The organism is Streptomyces sp. NPDC051133 (genome assembly GCF_040682635.1).
Classification (GTDB): Bacteria; Actinomycetota; Actinomycetes; order Streptomycetales; family Streptomycetaceae; genus Streptomyces.
The window spans coordinates 43,909-62,786 of record NZ_JBFBBK010000049.1; the positions used below are offsets into that span (position 1 = coordinate 43,909).

The following is an 18,878-nucleotide window of genomic DNA, read 5'->3' on the forward strand; positions in this document are numbered from 1 at the left end:
CATCCGAAACCGAACGAGGAGCCGAACAGTGATCGAGTCGTTCATCGACTTCTTCGAAACGCACGTGGCGGCGACACCGCACGCGACGGCCGTCGTGTCCGCGACCGGCACGCTCAGCTACCACGATCTCGACGCCATGGCCCGCCGCCAGGCGCGCGAGCTGACCGACAGGGGAGTGCACCCCGGGGAACTGGTCGGCGTGTACGCCGAGCCCGGACCGGCGATGATCGCCGCGATCCTGGGCGTTCTCAAGGCGGGCGCCGCCTATGTGCCGCTCGACCCCGAATACCCCGAGCAGCGGCTCGACTATCTGATCGAGGACTCGGGGATGTCGGCGGTGCTCGCCGAAGAGCGCCTGGCGTCGCGCCTGTCCGGCCGGGACCTGCCGGTCATCGGCGTCTCCGGCCCGGCCGACGCGGCCTCGGCTCCGGCCGCCGAGACGGTCCGCCGAGGTCCGGACGACCTCGTCTACGTCATCTACACGTCCGGATCGACCGGCCGCCCCAAGGGGGTGCGGGTCACCGAAGCCAACGTCGTGAATCTGCTCAACGCCGTGGGCGAGAGCTACAAGCTCTCCTCGCACGACGTCACGATCTTCACGCACTCCTTCACCTTCGACGCGTCGGTGCTGGAGATCTTCGCCCCGCTCGCCTTCGGGGCCAGGCTGGTCGTCGCGGCCGCCGAGGAACGGCGGGACGCTGCGAAGCTCGTGGCCACGGTCAAGCGGCACGGCGTGACGATCTGGGACATGGTGCCGGCCATGCTCGCCCAGGTCGTCGATCTGCCGGACTTCGCCGCCGACTGCGCGTCCCTGCGCCTGGCGATCTCCGGGGCGGACGTCCTGCCGCCCGCTGTGGCCCACCGGTTCCTGACCCTCGTCCCGTGGTGCGAACTGCAGAACCAGTACGGCCCCACCGAGGCGACCGTCATCACCACCATCTGGCCCTTCACCGCGGACGACGAGGCCGGGTCCGTGCCGATCGGATTCCCGATCGCCGGGACGTCCGTGCACGTCCTGGACGACCGGCTCGCACCGGTCGGGCCGGGGGAGACCGGCGAGATCTACATCGGTGGCGCCGGGGTCACGGCCGGCTACCACGGTCGAGAGGAGCTGACCGCGGAACGCTTCGTCACGGACCCGCACGGCCTGCGCCTCTACCGCACCGGCGACCTCGGGCGGCTGCGCGCCGACGGGGCGCTGGAGTTCCACGGCCGCGCCGACCGGCAGTTGGCCATCCGCGGATTCCGGGTGGAGCCCGGGGAGATCGAGGACGCCCTGTGCGCCGACCCGGGTGTGCAGGCCGCGGCGGTGACCACCCGCGGCAGCGGCAACGACGTACTGCTGGTCGCCTACGTCACCCCGGCCGCCGACGGGGCGATCGTGGTTCCCGCCCTCCGGCAGCGCCTCCGTGAGACCCTGCCGGAACATCTGCGGCCCAACGTCTACGTCGTCATGGACAAGCTGCCGCTCGGGATCAGCGGCAAGGTGGACTACCGCGCGCTTCCCGCCCCGCCTTCGACCCGCCCCGAGCTCTCGGTGCCCTACGTCGCACCGGGCGACCGGGAAGAGCAGAAGGTGGCCGCGACGGTGGCCCAGATCCTGGGCCTGGACGAAGTCGGCGTCGACGACAACTTCTTCGAGCTCGGCGCGCACTCCCTGATCGCGACGAAGATCATCACGCGGGTGCGGGCGGAGTTCCAGACCGACATCCCGGTCTCGGTCGTCTTCGAGCATCCGACCGTGGCGGGCCTGGTGGGCTGGCTGCGCGTCAACGCCGACGCCGCCACGAAGGTGCAGGGGCCGACCCGTGCCGACCGGACCGGGCCGATCCCGCTCTCGCTTCCCCAGGAGCAGGTGTGGTTCCTGGGCAAACTGGTGCCGGACAGCATCGCCTACGCCACGCAGGCCTATCTCGACCTGCGCGGGCCGGTGTCGGTCGCGGTGCTCGAGGAGTCGCTCAGCGAGATCGTCCGCCGGCACGAGCTGCTGCGGACCGCCTTCGTCGAGGGCGCCGACGGGATGCCGGAGCAGGTCATCCACGCGCCCTTCCCGGTGAGCGTCCAGGTGGAGGACCTCAGCGCGGAGCCGGAGGAGATCCGGGAGATCCTGGCGCTCGACCGGATGCAGGCCATCGTGGCGCGTCCCTTCGACGTCGGCCGGCTGCCGCTGTTCCGCTGGGTGCTGTTCCGGCTCTCCGCGGACCACCACATGCTGCTGCTGGTCGAGCACCACTTCATTCACGACGGCTGGTCGTTCGGCGTCCTCATGCAGGAACTGCGCGAGTGCTACCGGGCCTTCAGCGAGGGCGGCCGGCCCTGGTTGCCCGAGCTGCCGGTCCAGTTCGCCGACTACGCCGTCTGGCAGCGGCAGTGGCTGGCCGGCGACGAGGCCGAGCGGCAGTGGGAGTTCTGGCGGGAGAAGCTGCGCGGGGCCGAGGAACTTCTGCCCCTGCCCACGGACCGCCCGCGCCCCCAGGTGCAGAGCCACCACGGCGACGTCGTCATCATGCCGGTCCCGGCCGACCTGTACCGGCGCATCCGGCAGCTCGGTGCGTCCACGGGCGCCACCGGTTACATGGTCATGACGGCGATCTTCACCATGCTGATGAACCAGTACTCCGGGAAGACCGACATGACCATCGCCATCTCGATGGCGAACCGGCGGTTCGAGTCGACCGAGCGGCTGATCGGGATGATGATCAACGGCGGTCTGCTGCGCGCGGACCTGTCGGGCGACCCCACGTTCGGCGAGCTGCGCGGCCGCATCACCGAAGCGGCCCTCGACATCTACCGCCACCAGGACTTCCCGTTCTCCAAGCTCGTCGAGTACCTCAACCCGGAGCGCAACCTGGCGTACAACCCGCTGTACCAGGTCGCCTTCTCCTACCACGACGCCCGGGTGCCGCAGATGTCCCTGGGCGAGACCCCGGCGGAGATCCACTACCTGCAGAACTACAGCGCGAAGCACGACCTCGACGTCATCGTCATCCCGCGTGGTGAGCAGCTGGCGACGGTCCCCGGCTCCGACCCGGCCGACGAGGTGCTGATGGAGTGGATCTACTCGACCGATCTCTTCGACCGCTCGACCATCGCGTCGATGGCGGAGGAATTCGTCGCGCTCTGCCGCCGCGTCGTCGACGCACCCGACAAGACCCTGTCCGAACTGGTCGGGCGCGCTGCCGCCGACCCCTCCCGCGTGAAGGCGTGACCATGAACACTGGCGTTGAAGTCGGAACCGAGACCACGGCCGTCGCCCTCTTCGAACAGCACGCCGCGCACCGCCCCGACGCGGTCGCCCTGGAGTTCGCAGCGGAGCGCGTCAGCTACGGCCAGCTGAACGCGTGGGCATCGCGCATCGCCCGGGGGCTGTCCGACGCGGGCACGGGCGGGCAGACCATGGTCGGCATCATGGCCCACCCCGGTCCGGAAATGGTCGCCGCGACCATCGCCGTGCTGAAGTCGGGGGCGGCCTACGTGCCGCTCGATCCCTGCTATCCGCGCGACCGCCTGGCATTCCTCGTGGCCGATTCGGGCATCACCTCGCTCCTGGTCCAGGAAGACCTGTCGGAAAGTGCCGCCGGGCTGCCGGTGCCCACCGTGACGGTGCCGGGCCGGCCCGAGGCCGGCGAGCCGGTGGAACCGCCGATGTCCACCACGGCCGAGCCCGACGACCTGGCGTACGTGATCTACACCTCGGGGACCACCGGCAACCCCAAGGGAGTGGAGGTGACGCACGGAAATCTCGCCAACACCCTGCAGGTGATCCGTGAGCACAGTGGCTACGGCGCGCAGGACGTCGGCCTGCTGAAGTACTCGTTCAGCTTCGACTCGTCCGTCATCGAGATGTTCGCACCCTTGACCAGCGGAGCCCGTCTCGTCATCGCGGCCGCGGACGAACGCAAGGACCCCTTCCGCCTGGCGGAGCTCATCGGCGCCCATGGGGTCACCCAGCTCGACTCCGTCCCGCTGCTGCTGGCGCAGATCCTGGAAGCCCCGGGCGTGACGGAGTCCTGCGCCTCCCTGCGGGTCGTCGTCTCCGGCGGGGACGTGCTGCGGCCGGAGATGGTGAAGCGGTTCTTCGAACTGCTGCCGAACGCCACCCTGCAGAACCACTACGGGCCGACCGAGACCACCAACGACTCGACGATCTGGTACGTCGACCCCGCCGCGGCGGACGAGTCGGTGCCGATCGGCCGCCCGGTCCGCAACACCTTCGTCTACCTGCTCGACGAGCAGCGCGATCCGGTGCCTCCGGGGGCCGTCGGCGAGATCTACATCGGCGGCGCCGGCATCGCCCGCGGCTACCGGAACCAGCCCGGCCTCACCGCGGAGCGCTTCCTGCCGGACCCCTTCACCCCCGGCTCGCCGCGCATGTACCGGACCGGTGACCTGGGACGGTTCCGGGACGACGGCGCGCTCGAATTCCAGGGCCGGGCCGACCGGCAGGTGAGCATGCGGGGCTTCCGGGTCGAGCCGGAGGAGATCGAGGCCGCGCTGATGAAGGATCCGACGGTCGCCCTGGCAGTGGTGACCGCGGGCGCGTCGGCAGCCGACCAGCGGCTCGTCGCCTACGTGACCGCAGCGGACGCCGAACGCGCGCCCGACCCCACCGCACTGCGCGCCCACATGGCGGACCTGCTGCCGGCCCACCTGGTGCCGACGCACTACGTGGTCCTCGCCGACCTGCCGCTCAACGCGAACGGCAAGGTCGACTACCGGGCCCTGCCCGAACCGAGCGGCGAACGGCCGGAGTTGCGCACCGCCCACGTGGCGGCGTCGACCGAGGTGCAGCGCCAGGTGGTCGCCGTCTGGCAGGACGTGCTCGACATCGAGCGGATCGGGGTGCGGGACAACTTCTTCGAGCTGGGCGGCCACTCGATCCTCGCGATCAAGGTGGTGGGCCGGCTGCGCGCCGCCTTCGACGGACGGCTGCCGATGTCGGCGATCTTCGAGAATCCGACCCCCGAACAACTGGCCGCCGCGATCGAGGAGTCCCGGACCGCCGTGCCGCGGGCGACCGACGACACCTTGCGCCGGGTGCTGGAGGCCGACGCGGAGCTCGGTCTCGACCCGGTGTCCGTCAGCGACGCCGACCGGGAGCGGATGCGCGCACCGGAGCACGTCCTGCTGACAGGAGCCGGCGACTTCGTCGGCGCCCACCTCCTCGCCGAACTCCTCCGGCGCACCTCGGCGACCGTGACCTGCCTGACCGGCGAAGCCGATGAGCGGCGCGCGAAGGCACGCCTGGCCGCCACCCTGCACAAGTGCGGGATCGAGCTGCCCCGGCCGCAGGACGTGTCCGTGATCGCCGGCGATCTGCGACTGCCCCGGTTCGGCCTCGGTGAGCAGCAGTGGGAGGAACTCGCGAACCGCATCGACGTGGTCTTCCACCACGGGGCCACGGAGAACCTGGCGCAGCCCTACACCGCGCTGCGTGCCGCCAACGTGTCCGGAACGCGCGAGGCGATCCGTTTCGCGGCACTCGGCAAGGCCAAGGCCCTCCACTTCACCTCCACCGTCTCGGTCATGCCGTGGAAGACGGGCTCGGCCGAGCGGATCTGGCCGGAGCTCCCGGTGGCCACCCCGGACGGCCTGGACTACGGATTCGCCCAGTCCAAGTGGGTCGCGGAACAGCTGGTGGCCGGTGCGCAGAAGGCCGGTGTCCCGGCTACGGTGCTGCGCATCGGCCGCGTGGTCGGCGCCGCGGCCAGTGGACGCTGGCCCGAGGACGACCTGGCGCGGATGCTGATCGTCGGCGGCGCCCAGCTCGGGGCGCTGCCCCGGCGCGCGGTCGCGGAGCCCTGGCTCACGGTCGAGTACGCCGTGTCGGCCATGTGCTCCGTCGCGCTGGGCGACGACGCCTTCGGCCGGGTGTTCCACGTCGTCGACGGACCGATGGTGGACTCCGACCTGATCGCCGGCTGGATCAGGGACCGCGGCTTCGACGTGGAGATCCTCTCGCCCGCCGAATGGCTCTCGAAGCTCGCCGAACACCCCGACAACGCGGCCTTCCCGCTGCTCGGAGTACTCGATGAGGACAGCGAGTCGGTGGGGGCGCGCGGCCGCGGCCCTAACCCCTTCGCCCACGACAACACCCTGGCGGTGCTCGGCCGGCCGGAGCCCGGCTGGACGGTGACCGGTGAGCTGGTCGGTGAGCTGCTCGACTCGGCCGTGCGAGCCGGCGAACTGCCGCAGCTCGAACCGACGCGCTGACATTCCCGATGCCCATCCTGTCGACCGGTCGGCTCCGCCCCCGCCGGGGCGGCCCGACCGGTCGACAGCGGAGACTTCACTGAGGAAGACGAGAAATTGAGTGACGACGTCATGAACCCGGCCGCCGGAAGCGATTGGATCGGCGAGAGGATCCGGGACTTCTGCCGACAGTACGGCGGCGAGAAGCTCCTGCCGCTCGGCGCCGCCCTCCCCCTGACCGGCTTCCGCCTCGCCGAAGTGCGCTCAGCCGTGCCGGAGATCCTCCGGGCGAAGTCGGTGATCCTGCGGCACCTGCTGGCCACCATGGACAGGGCGGCCGTGCTGCAGATGTTCGGGGTCCCCTCGCAGCTCGTGTCGTGGATGCCGGTGCTCGACGACCCCGAGGGGTACGAGTGCCCCGTCCTGCGGGTCGACCTCATCCCCGTCGCCGACGGCTCGGTCCGGATCTGCGAGCTGAACCTGGATTCGAGTGTCGGCGGCCCGGAGACGGCCGAGTTCCGCAGGTACGAGGAGCTGGCGGCTGGACTCCCGCTCGCCCCCACCCCGTACGAGGAGCTGGCACGTCAACTCGCCCCGATCATCTGGCAGAAGGGCCTCACCAAGGTCTGCCTGCTGGACTGGAGCACCTGGGAAGGCTACGGCCAGTTCGACCTCGAGTGGATGCGCGAAACCCTGGCACACCAGCTTCCCGCCGGACTCGACGTGTTCGTGGCGACCGAGAAGTCGGGCGCGGAACGGATCGACGGGCAGACCCTGGTCTACCGGGTCTTCATGGCCGACGACGCCCTCGCGGACCCCGAGTTCGTCGCCCGGGTGTTCGGCACGGCCGGACACGTGATCGGCGACTTCTCCGGCGAGGTGATGGGGAGCAAGGTGTGGATGGGACTTCTGCACGACCCGGAGCTCCGCGCCCTGCTGCCCGAGCGGACATGCGCGGCGATCGACGCCCTCGTACCGAGGACGCATGTCGTCACGGCTGCGAACATCGACACCCTGATCGCCGACATGTCGGGCTACTTCTTCAAGTCCGCGACGGACTTCGGCGGTTCCGGAGTCATCGACGGGCGCACGGTGAGCGAGGCCGTGCTGCGCGGCAGGCTCGCCGGGGACAACCGGGGAAACTGGATCGCCCAGGAGATCATCACGCCCGCCGAGTTCGACGTGCGGTTGCTCGGATCGAGCGACACCGTGTCCCGGGAATGCGTCCTCGGCCTCTACCGCTACGGCGAGAGCTGGTCCGGATACTTCCTGCGGAGCCGTTCCGGAGCCTCCGTCATCAACATGGCCTCGGGCGCAGCCGTCGGCTGGGCATACGAGGTGTCCTCCGTTGAGGCGTGAACTGCGGCAGCTGCTGGCTGCCGACGTCTTCGTCCGGCTCACCGGACTGGCGTACTACACGGTCTTCACCGCCGGCATCTATCAGCTGACCGGACGGACGGCCGACGTCGGGCTGATCGGTGCCGCCACGCTGCTGCCGGCCCTGCTGATGGTTCTGACAGCCGGCCGCCTCACGGCACGGCTCACCTCGCGGCGGACCCTGATCGCGTTCAGCGGCGCCCGCGTCGTCCTCTTCGCCGGAGCGGCGTTGCTGCCGGTCACCACCGCGAGTCTGCTGGTGGTCGCCGCCCTGAACAGTCTGATCCAGCAGGCCGTCCTCAGCGCCAAGCGCACCTTCGACGCGGAGGTGCTGCGGGAACAGGAGCGCACGGCCTACAACGCACGGAGAACGATGGCCGGGAACGTCCTCGTGATCGTCGCACCGCCGCTGGGCGGAGTCGCGGTGACCATGCTCGGACCGACCTGGAGCCTGGTGATCGGAGCGGTGTCGGGCGCCTGCCTCATTCCGGTGCTGGTCGCGTTGAAAGCCGCTCCCGCGGAGCCACACCAGGAGCGGGGAGGGGAGATCTCGGTCGCCGTCTCCGCCTCGCTGCGCCATCTGTGCCGGATGCCGCAGGTGCTGTCGATGGTGACCACGTACTGTCTCGTGGTCATCATCCTCGAGGTGGAGTCGCCGCTGATGTTCCCCTTCGCGGAGCAGGCCTACGGGCTCGACGGCAGCTTCACCGGACTGCTGCTCGGCCTCGGCGGCCTGGGCGGCATCGTGGGAGCCATCCTGACCCAGCGCTTCCCACGGGTGTTCGGCGAGTCGTCCCTGGCCTGGATGATCATCTTCGACGGACTGGTGTTCTTCGCCTTCACCCAGGCGGATTCGGTGCCTGTCGCCTGTGCGCTGTTCACCCTTCTCGGCGCCATGGGTTCGGTGAGCATCGTGCTGGTCGAGGGAACGGTCCAGCAACACGTGGCGCCAACGCACCGGCCGTTCGTCTTCTCCGCCATGCAGTTCGCCGGCGGGGCGGGCGGAGCCGCGCTGGGGGTCGTCGCCGCGTACATCGCCAATGCGACGGGTGCGAAGTCCGTGCTGGCATGGTGCGCGCTGACCGAGGTCGCCGCCGGGCTCGTCTGCGTGCTCGTGTGGCAGACCGTACGCAAGCGGGGGGCGGGCGAGACCCAGGACGAGGCGGTGGTCGCCGAGGCGTCGGAGTCCTGACACCACGAGGCCGTCGCACCCTGGAACGCGCCGGTGGGCCGCATGCCCTCCGGTCCGACGATGAGGACGGGCAACATGGCAGATCCGATCACGACCTCGGTCACCTTCCCCGACGGGGCCACGACCGGCACGGCGACCGTGCTGGCGGCGCGCGCACTGCCCGCGGGCACGGGCGTCATCGTCGACACCACGCCCTTCCACCCGCTCGACCACAGCTGGCTGGACCAGCCCTGCGACCTCGGGACCCTGGTGGCGGGCGGAGCCGAGTACGAGGTGGTGGACTGCGTCACCGGTGGGATCGGACCCGGGGGCGAATTCGCGGTGGGCGTCGACATCCCGGTGCGGCGCGGTGACGAGACCTGGCGCCGGCTCGTGGTGCACCTCGTGGACGGCGCGGCGCCGGCCCCCGGCCGGCAGGTCGAACTGTACGTGGACGAGGGCCGCCGCGCCGCCCTGTCGGCCGCCCACACCGGCTGCCACCTGATGGCACTCGCGCTGAACGAGGCCCTGGCCGACCGCTGGCGCACGGAGGTGCGCGTCGACGGCCTGGGCAACCCGGACTTCGACGGCATCGCCGTGGTGGCCTCGCGGATCGACGTGGACTCCGGCACCGACCGCTACCGGCTCGGCAAGTCGCTGCGCAAGCGCTTCGACACCGACGGACTGCGTGAGGCCCTGCCCGGGCTGGCCTCGAAGGTGAACGAGCGGCTGGCGGGCCGGCTCGCCCAGGACGCGCCGGTGCGCATCGACACGCCGGGGCCGGAGCTGACCGCACGTCGGCAGTGGGTGTGCGAGCTGCCGGAACGGACCGTCGCGATCCCCTGCGGCGGGACGCACCTGCGGCGGCTGGGCGAACTGGCCTCGCTCACCGTGGAACTGACGCTCGCGGCGGACGGAAGCGAGCGGGTGGCCGTGACACGACACCTCACAGCCGAGGCGGCCGCTCCCGGAAATCGCAAGGGCGGAAGAAAGGGCGGAAGAAGGGAGGGCGGATGGGCCGGAACGATTGGCGGATCCTGTTGATCGATCCGGAGCCTTCACTGATCGAGACAGCGATCCAACTGGGTTTCCACGCATGGTCGCTGTCGAACGTGGACACGGACGAGCGGATGGCGGGGGGCTCTGACGGACGGCGTGCGGCGGCGGGCCGCGCCGACCGAAACGCGCTCCGGGTGGCCATCGTCGAAGCGGCACGAGGGAACGACATCGAGCACGTGCTGTACCTCGGCGACCGTCCCGCCCTCCACCACGCCGTCGAAGAAGCCCTGGTGCTGCTGTTCCCGAGGAGGGCTGCCTCCCTGCACGCGCTTCAGGACCCGCTCGTCATGCGCCGGACGCTGAACCAGGCCGGTGTCTCCGTGGTGAACGCCGTACGGGTGAGTTCCGTGAGTGTCGCGCGTACCTGGCTCGAGAGCCTGCGCCATCCGACGGTCATCAAGACCGGCCCCGGACGCGGTATCGACGTCATCCGGGACGACACCGCCCTGGAGGCGTGGGCGGCCGGCCGGCCCTCGCTGCCCTGCGTCATCGAGGAGTTCCTCGAGGGGCCGCAACTCATCGTGGACACCTTCACGCATGCCGGCATGCACCATGTGCTCGGCATGACCGGCACCACCCTCACCGGAGGGCAGTTCGTCCATCCCGCCGAACTGGCGGAGGCGGCCGCGACAGCGGCCCGGGCCACCGTACGTGCCCTGCTCGACCTCACCGGCCTGGAGAGCGGGCACGTACGCACCCATGTGGTCCTCACGCCGCGAGGGCCGCGCATCGCGAGCGCACAGGCATCCCCCGTTCCCGGACCGGTCGCCCGCCTCAGAGCGGCCGCCACCGGCCAGGACCTGGGCGCGCAGATACTGGCCGTTCTCGCCGGCCGGGCGGACCCCCACTGCCCCTGCCCGCCCGACCCCCGACCGGAGACCTTTGACATCGGAGGAACACCATGACAGTCAGCCTGCTCGCACCGGACCACGGCACAGCCCGCAGCCATGAGCGGGCCGAGACGGCCGTCGCGGGCATGGGACGTGGCTGACATGTACGCCCCGCCTGCCGATCCCGTGGACGAGCGGCGGATGGTGGCGGCACACCACCGTGCCGCCACCAGACTCGGAGTCACCGTCACCGGCCCCGCGTCCTGGGGCTGGAACGGCCGGACCCTCGGCAGACGAGGGCACCACCGCCGGCACGGCGACTGCTGGCTGCGGCTCGACTCGGCCCCCGCCGGACGGCGCCCCGACGTCCTCTGGGAGGGCGCCTCCGCGGCGTGGGCCGGCCTCCCCGGTGTACCGCAGCCGCGCCTGTACGCCGTCGACGAGAGCCGTGCGGACCAGATGCTGTATCACGCGGAACTGGCCGCCTACCTCAGCAGTCAGGTCTGCTTCACCGTCCCGGTCCTGAGCGCACCCCTGGACCTTCCGGACCGCTGGTGGGCCTCACTGCGGACCTCCCTCACCGCCATCTCCGCCGCACGGACCGACCGCCCGACCGTGCGCCGCCAGTGGCTCGACCGCGCTTTCCCCCGCTTCCTGGGACTTCCCCCGCCGCGCTGCCCGGAGTTCACCACCGCCCACGGTGACCTGCACTGGAGCAACCTGACCCGCCAGGGACCGGTGCTCCTCGACTGGGAGGCGTACGGCACAGCACCACGCGGCTACGACGCCGCGCTGCTCCTCGCCTACTCGCTGCTGGTCCCGCAGACGGCGGCCCGGGTCCGCGCCGAGCTCGGACACCTTCTGGACACTCCCGCGGGACGCGTCGCCCGGCTGACCGCCGCCGCCGAGCTGCTGGAGAACGCCTCGCGCGGCGATCACCCCGAACTCGTCCCCAAACTGCAGGAGTTCGCTGCCGACGCAGGCGCCCCGGCCGTGTGACGACCTGCGGGTTGACGCCGGGAAGGCGGGGGGAGTGATTCGGGAACGGGTACCGCGATCCTTGGTGGTGGTTCGGAAACCACCACCAAGCCCCAACGGGAGATCACATGCGTGCCGCTCTTACGAAGACCGTCGGCCTCGTCGCGGGGGCGATCCTGGCCCTGGGCTCCATCGGCGTGGTGACGGACACCGTCGGCACGGGGTATGCCGGCCACCGGACGGCCGCGGACCACCAGGGGCCGGCGTCCGTCAACCCGTGAGGCACCAGGCCGCGTGTCCCGACGAGCCCATGGAGCGGAACAGCTCCTCCGCCCTCGCGGTATGGCCGGCGGCCGACTCCGCGTCGCCGAAGGCCGCCGCGGCCTCCGCCATCCCGCAGAGAGCATGTGCTTCCTCGGGGCGGTATCGCATGGCGACGGACAGTTCGTGCGCATGGGTGTGCAGCGCCATTGCCCGCTCGAAGTCCTTGCGCCGCCGGTACACCCGGCCGACCAGGTTCTCGACCTTCGCCTGACGTGTCGGGCTGCCGCTCAGCGCGGCGAACTCCAAGGCCTCCTCGGCGAGGATCGGCCCCTCGGCGGACCGCCCGAGGCATTCGAGGACCTCCGCGGACAAAGCCAGGGTCAACGCCACGTCGCCCGGTGGGCTCGACGCGTCGCAGCGCGCACGGGCCTGCCGGAGCTGCTCGTCGGCATCCTCGTATCTGCCCTGACCCGCGTACGCGAAGGCGAGATCGGTCAGGGCCATCACATGGTTGTCGCGATAGTCCAGCGAACGGTGGATCTCGAGCGCCTGCCGAGCGGCCAGAGCGGCCTCCTCGTACCTGCCCCACTGCGTGAGCAGGGTGCTGAGGTTGCTGAGACTCTCGGCCTCCGCTCGGGGGATGCCCAGATCGCGTTCCAGGGCGATGGCGCGTTCCAGATGCGACAGGGCCTCGGGGTGCTCGCCCTGCACGGTCAGCAACAGGCCGATCATGGATTCGCTGTGGGACTCGGTGCGCTTGTCGCCCAGTCGGGCGGCGACATCGCGCCCCTCCTCGGCCGATTGGATCCCCTCGTCGAGGTGCCCCAGCCGCCAGCAGGCGACACCCAGACTGGACAGGCTGCTCCCCAGCGCCGCGAGGTCGTCGTCGCGTCGCGCCGCCGCGACCGCCAGCTGACTGAGCTGCTTGAACTCGTCGAAGCGGCCCACGGAACTGAGCCAGAACACGATGTTCCTCACGAGCCACACCGTGTATCGGTCCAGCCCCTTCCGGTCGGCGAGCTCCACCGCGGCGATGAGGCCGACACGCTCCCGGTGGAACCAGCCAGTCGCCTCGTCCGTGGTCGTGAACAGCGGGAACTCGCCTGCGTAGGGCGCGATCACCGCAGGGCTGTGCGCGCGTCCGGGAAAGAGCACCTCGCAGGCCGCCTCCGTCGTCGTCCAGTAGTAGGCGAGCAGGCGCTCGACGGCCATCGAGTTGTCGTGCGCGGTGGCGGGAGAACTCAGGCCCTGGGCGAAGTTGCGCACCAGGTCGTGGAACCGGTACACCGCCATGTCCGACTGCTGCAGCAGATGCACGTCCAGCAGCCGCTCCAGGATCTGCTCCGCGCCATGGGTGTCCGTCGCCAGCAGCGCAGCACCCGCGTACACGTCGATGTCGGCGTCGCAGTACAGCCCCAGCAGCCGGAGTGCGGTGCGGTGTTGCTCGTCCATCGCCTGGTACGACAGCTGCAGCGTGGCGGCGACACTGCGCTCGCCCGCGCTCAGCTCCTCCAGGCGACGCGTCTCGTCGTGCAGGCGCTCCACGAGATAACGCACGGTCCAGCGCGGTCTGTTGCGCAGCCGGGCGGCCGCGATGCGCAGCGCGAGCGGCAGCCCACCGCACAACCGGACGAGATCCTGTACCGCCTCCGGCTCGGCGGCGGTGCGGGTGGCGCCGAGGACCTCCTCGATCAGCTGCGTCCCTTCCTCGGGGGCCATGGGGCCGATCGAGATCCATTCGGCGCCGTCGAGGTCCACCAGCCGTTTCCGGCTGGTCACCACCACCAGACATCCGGGGGAGGCGGGAAGCAACGGATGCACCTGGCCCGTGTCCACCGCGTTGTCCAGGACGAGCAGCATGCGGCGAGTGGCCAGCTGGGAGCGCCACAGCGCCTTGCGTCCCTCGAGATCGCCCGGGATGCGGTCACTGGGCACCCCGAGTACGCCCAGCAGACAGTCCAGCGCGGCGGCCGGCGGCATGGGCGCCTCGCCGGGAGTGAACGCACGTAGATCGATGTGGAGTTGGCCGTCGGGGAATTCGGCGGTCACCTGGTGGGCGGCCCGCACGGCGAGGCTGGTCTTTCCGCTGCCTCCCATCCCGTCGATCGCCACGACGTGGCTGCGGCCGCGCAGCTGCCGCCTGCCGGTCATGCAGTCGAGGACTGTCTTCAGTTCGCTCTCCCGACCGGTGAAATCGGCCAGGTCGTAGGGCAGTGTGCACGGGGTGTGCGCATGCTCGGGCACGTCGGCGGGCACGTCGTTGGGCACGTCGGTGGGCAGTGCGGCCGGCTCCGGTGGTTCTGCGACCGCATGGGGGGCAATGCTCAGTTCCGGCGCCTCGCGCAGGATCGCCTCGTAGAGGCCGCTCACCTGGGGGCCGGGATCGATCCCGAGTTCCTCCACCAGCAGTTCCCGGATTTTGCGGTACTCGTCCAGTGCCTCGGCCTTGCGTCCACTGCGATACAGAGCCAGCATCAGCTGGGCGTGCAAGGACTCGCGAAAGGGGTGCTGGGCGGCCAGGTCCCGTAAGTCGGCGACCAGTCCTCCGGCGTGGCCCGCACGCAGGCATAACTCGAAGACCTGTTCGGCGGCGGTCACCCGCCGTTCCTCGAGCCTGGCCGCGGCGGCCTCCAGCGCGGCGCTGCCGAGACCGGACATGCGGCCACGCCACAGTGCGAGGGCTCCTTGCAGGGCGGCGATGGCGTCAGCGGGCCGGCCTTCGGCGACAGCTCGGTCTGCCTCCCCCGTGCGGGAACCGAACTCGACGAGGTCGAGCCCGGCGCCGGCCACCACCGCCCGATAGCCCTGACCGTCGGTCACGATGACGTCGTTGCCGTCCGGGATGCGACGACGAAGCTCGGCAACGGCCTTGCGGACCTGGTGGGTGGCGGTCATCGGCGGTTCTTCGTTCCACGCCGCCTGCACCAGCCAGGAGACCGGGACGGTCCGGCCGGGTTCCAGCAGCAGACTCAGAAGAACCCGTTCGTGAATCGCTCCGCCAAGGTGTAGCCGCGAGCCGTCGAGCCAAGCTTCAAGGCTCCCGAGAATGTTGAAACGAAGCACCTTGCGCCCCCCGCGTCGACGTCGGCACTGAGTCCGCCTGGTCGATGTAGTTCCTCGTTCGCTCTTCGCCTTTTGAGCGTGAGCGACTCTGTACATGCGGCCTGCATGATGACATTTCGCTGGACCTGGGCATAGATTCGCAGTTTCGTTCTGGCCACGGTCAGCCCGTACTCCCGCATCCGGATGTCTGGCTCCGGCAGTGGGATCAGCGGGTGTGCGGTGCCTCTTCTCCCGGCCGCCGGCAATCTTCACACCGCTCTGCAGCCTCACCGCCATGTTCCTCCCCGATGGGCGTGTCGCGCGGCATTTGGCCGGATCTGATGGCTTTGTGTCATTCGTCGGCCCAGGTAGGGGTGGCGGTCGGTGGAGGAGGCCTGTGCCTCCTGCCGGCCGAGTGGCCGTGAGCGCGTCCGCCGGAAAAGCTGGACGACGTACGAAAGCAGCCGAGCGGACTGTGGTGATCGCCGATGGCGGATGAAAGTGTCGACTATCCAGGTCTCATCGTCCCGGTCGGGCATGTCGAGCCGGTGCCGCGGCGTATCCGTGCGCAGGTCGCCGGCCGGTGGGTGTGCGACACCCGCCGCGCGTCGTACGTGTGGGAGTGGCCCGGCTATCCGCAGTACAGCATTCCGCTGCGGGACCTGGCCGAGGGCGTCCTGACCGACGACGGCCGCGCCGGCCGGCTGGGCCCCGGCCCCGCACGACGGCACTCGCTGCGGGTCGGCTCCGAGGTCCGAGAGGGTGCGGCGTGGGTCTGGGACGAGGGAGCTCCGGGGGCCCTCATCGGCACCGCCCGTTTCCGGTGGGACGCGATCGACGCGTGGTACGAGGAGGAGGAGCAGGTCTTCGTGCACCCGAGGAGCCCGTACACCCGGGTGGACGCGCTGCGCTCGTCCAGCAGCGTGCGCGTGGAGGTGGAGGGCACTGTCCTGGCGGACGCGCCCGCCTCCGTGAAACTCTTCGAAACCGGCCTGCCGACCCGCTACTACCTGGAGCGTGCCCATGTCGACTGGACGCTGCTGCGTTCCTCGGACACGGTGACGGCGTGCCCGTACAAGGGCAGGACCAGCGAGTACTGGTCGTTCGTGCGCGGGGCCGTCGCCCATGACGATCTCGCCTGGGCGTACGACTTCCCTACGGTGGCATGCGCCGCCATCGCAGGGATGGTCGCCTTCTACAACGAGCACGTCGACCTGTACGTGGACGGCGTCCTGCTCCCACGGCCCACCGCCCTCTCGCGGACTCAGTGGGACAAGCGACAACGCGCACGCTCCTGAGCCGCTCGCCGGCGCCCTGGGCGAGCGGCCAGGCGACCCGTCACACCGAAGCAAGGGAGCAACCACGCGGTACCGCACACTCGGCAGCTCAGACCTGGAAGTCTCGGAGATCTCGCTCGGGTCCTGGCTCACCTACTCCGGCGGCATCGAGGCGGACGCCACCCGTGCCTGCACCGAGGCGGCCTTCGACGCCGGGATCAACTTCTTCGACACCGCCAACGTCTACGGCCGGGGAGCCGCCGAGACGGCATGGGGCGAGATCCTCTCCGCCCACCCCCGCGACTCCTACATCCTGGCCACCAAGGTCTACTTCCCGATGTCGGACGACCCGGCCGACCAGGGCCTGTCCCCGGCGCAGATCGCCCAGCAGATCGACGCCTCCCTGACCCGCCTGAAGACCGACCACGTCGACCTCTACCAGGCGCACCGATTCGACCCGTCCGTGCCGATCGAGGACACCGTCGACGCGTTCCGCCACGTCGTCCAGCAGGGCAAGGCCCGCTACATCGGCTTCAGCGAGTGGACCCCCGAACAGATCCAGGCCGCGATCGACATCGCCGGCCCCGAGCTGTTCGTCTCCTCCCAGCCGCAGTACTCCATGCTCTGGCAGGCCCCCGAAGCCGAGGTCTTCGCCCTCTGCTCCGCCAACGGCATCTCCCAGATCGTCTGGTCCCCTCTCGCCCAGGGCGTCCTCACCGGCAAGTACAAGCCCGGACGGCCCGTCCCCGAGGGCAGCCGGTTCGCCTCCGCGGACATGGCGGTCTCCCAGGACCTGGTCTACAGCGACGCCACGCTCGAAGCGGTCCAGCGCCTCGTCCCGATCGCCGAGGAAGCCGGGATCAGCATGCCCACCCTGGCCCTCGCCTGGATCCTGCGCCGCAGCGAAGTCGCCTCCGCGATCACCGGCGCCTCGCGACCCGAGCAGGTGCACGGCAACGCTGCCGCCTCAGGCGTTCGGCTGTCCGATGACCTGCTGACCGCAGTCGCCCGTGCCCTCGGTGACGTCCCCCTCACCGAACCCACCCTCGCCCCCGGCGCCCAGGCCGGCATCAAGCACCGGTGACGGGTCGGGGGCTTCCTACGCCCGGTGGCACCAGGCGGGTAGTCCTGGGAGGCGTCACAGGCGGACGACGATCAAGGCGATGTCGTCGTGTCCTCCGCTGCTGACGCCGAGGTGGGCGAGCAGAACATCGGCCAGGTGGTCCGGACCGAGCCTGGAGTTCTCGGCGAGGGCGCTGGTGAGCCGGTCCAGGCTGATGTCGATGTCCTCGTCGCGGCGTTCGACGAGCCCGTCGGTGTACAGGACCAGGGTGTCGCCGGACGTATAGGGCAGAGCGGCCTGGGGGCGCGGGACGTGCTGTGGGCGGGCCCCGAGAGGCGGGTCGGTGGCTTGGTCGAGCAGTACGAAGGTGCCGTCACGGTGGACGAGGACGGGCGGGGGGTGGCCGGCGATGCTGTAGGTGATGTGCCGGCGGCGGGTGTCGATGACGGCTTTGACGGCCGTGGTGGCCAGGGCACCCTCGACCGAGCGGGCGTACAGGCCGAGGACCTCCATCGCCTTGGCCGGCTCGTGCAGCGCGCGGACGGCGGCGGACAGGGCGCTGCGCAGCATGCCCATGGCGGCTGCTGCCTCCAGGCCGTGGCCGACCACGTCACCCACGGCGACGGAGAAGGCGTCGTCGGGCAGGTCCACGACGTCGTACCAGTCGCCGCACACGTTGAGTCCCCTGGTCGCGGGCAGGTAGCGCACCGCGATGTTCGGGTGGCGGGCCAGGTCCGGCGACTGCATCAGTGCCTCTTGGAGGGTGACGGCGACCTTCCGCTCCCGGGCGTGGGCCTGCCGCAACTGTTCGTTCAGCAGTTGAAGCTCTCGCGCCCGCACGTACAGCTCGGCCTCCATGGCTTCGCGCTCACCGAGCACCTGACCCGGATGCGTGCGGGCGCCATGCGAGAGTACGAACTCGGTGACGTCTTCCACCCGGTGAATGATCCATGCCACCTGCCCGACGGGACCGAGCACGGGGGTGTTGACCGGTGACCACCACCGTTCCTCGAATTCCCCGGGGTGGCCGGGCACGGGGATGTCGTACTTCTGCACCGCCATCGTGTCCGGCTCCTTCGAGCGCAGAACTCGGTGCAAGGAGGCACTGAGGTTCCGTACCCCATCGGCGTTGGGGTCCGCCGGGTTGTCGGGGAACGCGTTGAAGAGGTACTGCCCGATCAAGTCTTCGACCGTGCAGCCGGTCGCCCGGCAGTAGGCCGCGTTGACGTCGAGAATCACCAGGTCAGGGCCGACCACCAGGTACGGGCTGGGAGTGGCGGCGAACAGCGCGTGGTAGTCGATCGGCGGAGTGGTCACAGGCGCTCTCCCGTTCCTCCAATGCCCCCTTTCAGGTGTCCCACTATCCGTTGTTGATCACCACACGAGCAGGCCGGGAGCACGCTGCGAAGGCGGGTCTGGGGCTCATGGCACGTGACGTCGGCCATGCGAGCGGGATCACATCCTAAAGAGGGCCGTACCCCTGGGCCCCCGGGAAGCGCAGGGGATGGCCCCCTCGCGGAGCATTCTGGGCATTTCTCCGTAAGTGGGTAGTAGGTCACATCATTGCGTCCGCTGCGGACGGCCGCTAATCATGGCTGTCGTCGCTGCGAGCCGGAAGCCTCCGG

At 70.3% G+C, this 18,878-nt stretch carries 12 protein-coding genes; 10 read left to right on the forward strand and 2 right to left on the reverse strand.

Going from position 1 to position 18,878, the window contains the following annotated elements; genetic code table 11:
* Positions 1-28: 28 nt before the first annotated feature.
* From AB0N17_RS35520 to AB0N17_RS35555, 8 genes are all read left to right on the forward strand, one after another.
* Positions 29-3,208: an amino acid adenylation domain-containing protein gene (locus AB0N17_RS35520; protein WP_366015766.1), complete on the forward strand. Its 3,180-nt coding sequence runs from the start codon at positions 29-31 to the stop codon at positions 3,206-3,208.
* A gap of 2 nt (positions 3,209-3,210) precedes the next feature.
* On the forward strand, positions 3,211-6,213 hold the full coding sequence (locus AB0N17_RS35525) for an amino acid adenylation domain-containing protein (protein ID WP_366015767.1): 3,003 nt from the start codon (positions 3,211-3,213) through the stop codon (positions 6,211-6,213).
* 96 nt (positions 6,214-6,309) lie between these two features.
* Positions 6,310-7,551, forward strand: a complete 1,242-nt coding sequence (locus AB0N17_RS35530) for a hypothetical protein (RefSeq protein WP_366015768.1) — start codon at positions 6,310-6,312, stop codon at positions 7,549-7,551.
* Entirely contained in the window at positions 7,541-8,761 is a 1,221-nt protein-coding gene (locus tag AB0N17_RS35535; protein ID WP_366015769.1) for an MFS transporter, read from the forward strand. Before AB0N17_RS35530 ends, AB0N17_RS35535 begins: the two co-directional genes overlap by 11 nt.
* A gap of 75 nt (positions 8,762-8,836) precedes the next feature.
* Positions 8,837-9,784, forward strand: coding sequence for a metal-dependent hydrolase (locus AB0N17_RS35540; protein ID WP_366015770.1), 948 nt, complete (start codon positions 8,837-8,839; stop codon positions 9,782-9,784).
* The gene (locus tag AB0N17_RS35545) at positions 9,754-10,704 is read left to right on the forward strand and encodes a hypothetical protein (protein WP_366015771.1); all 951 of its coding nucleotides are present in this window, start codon (positions 9,754-9,756) and stop codon (positions 10,702-10,704) included. The genes AB0N17_RS35540 and AB0N17_RS35545 overlap by 31 nt, the downstream gene beginning before the upstream one ends.
* Before the next feature lie 87 nt (positions 10,705-10,791).
* Positions 10,792-11,628, forward strand: coding sequence for a phosphotransferase (locus AB0N17_RS35550; protein ID WP_366015772.1), 837 nt, complete (start codon positions 10,792-10,794; stop codon positions 11,626-11,628).
* A gap of 107 nt (positions 11,629-11,735) precedes the next feature.
* Complete coding sequence (locus AB0N17_RS35555) at positions 11,736-11,888, forward strand: hypothetical protein (protein ID WP_366015773.1); 153 nt, start codon at positions 11,736-11,738, stop codon at positions 11,886-11,888.
* Here AB0N17_RS35555 and AB0N17_RS35560 read toward each other — a convergent pair.
* Positions 11,878-14,766: a BTAD domain-containing putative transcriptional regulator gene (locus AB0N17_RS35560; protein WP_366015774.1), complete on the reverse strand. Its 2,889-nt coding sequence runs from the start codon at positions 14,764-14,766 to the stop codon at positions 11,878-11,880. The genes AB0N17_RS35555 and AB0N17_RS35560 overlap by 11 nt on opposite strands.
* 635 nt (positions 14,767-15,401) lie before the next feature.
* Here AB0N17_RS35560 and AB0N17_RS35565 point away from each other — a divergent pair.
* Complete coding sequence (locus AB0N17_RS35565; protein WP_366015775.1) at positions 15,402-16,211, forward strand: DUF427 domain-containing protein; 810 nt, start codon at positions 15,402-15,404, stop codon at positions 16,209-16,211.
* A 109-nt stretch (positions 16,212-16,320) separates the two neighbouring features.
* Complete coding sequence (locus tag AB0N17_RS35570) at positions 16,321-17,274, forward strand: aldo/keto reductase family protein (RefSeq protein WP_366015780.1); 954 nt, start codon at positions 16,321-16,323, stop codon at positions 17,272-17,274.
* Positions 17,275-17,328: 54 nt separating this feature from the next.
* On the opposite strand, the gene AB0N17_RS35575 is transcribed toward AB0N17_RS35570, so the two are convergent.
* The gene (locus AB0N17_RS35575; RefSeq protein WP_366015776.1) at positions 17,329-18,570 is read right to left on the reverse strand and encodes a SpoIIE family protein phosphatase; all 1,242 of its coding nucleotides are present in this window, start codon (positions 18,568-18,570) and stop codon (positions 17,329-17,331) included.
* Positions 18,571-18,878 lie beyond the last annotated feature (308 nt).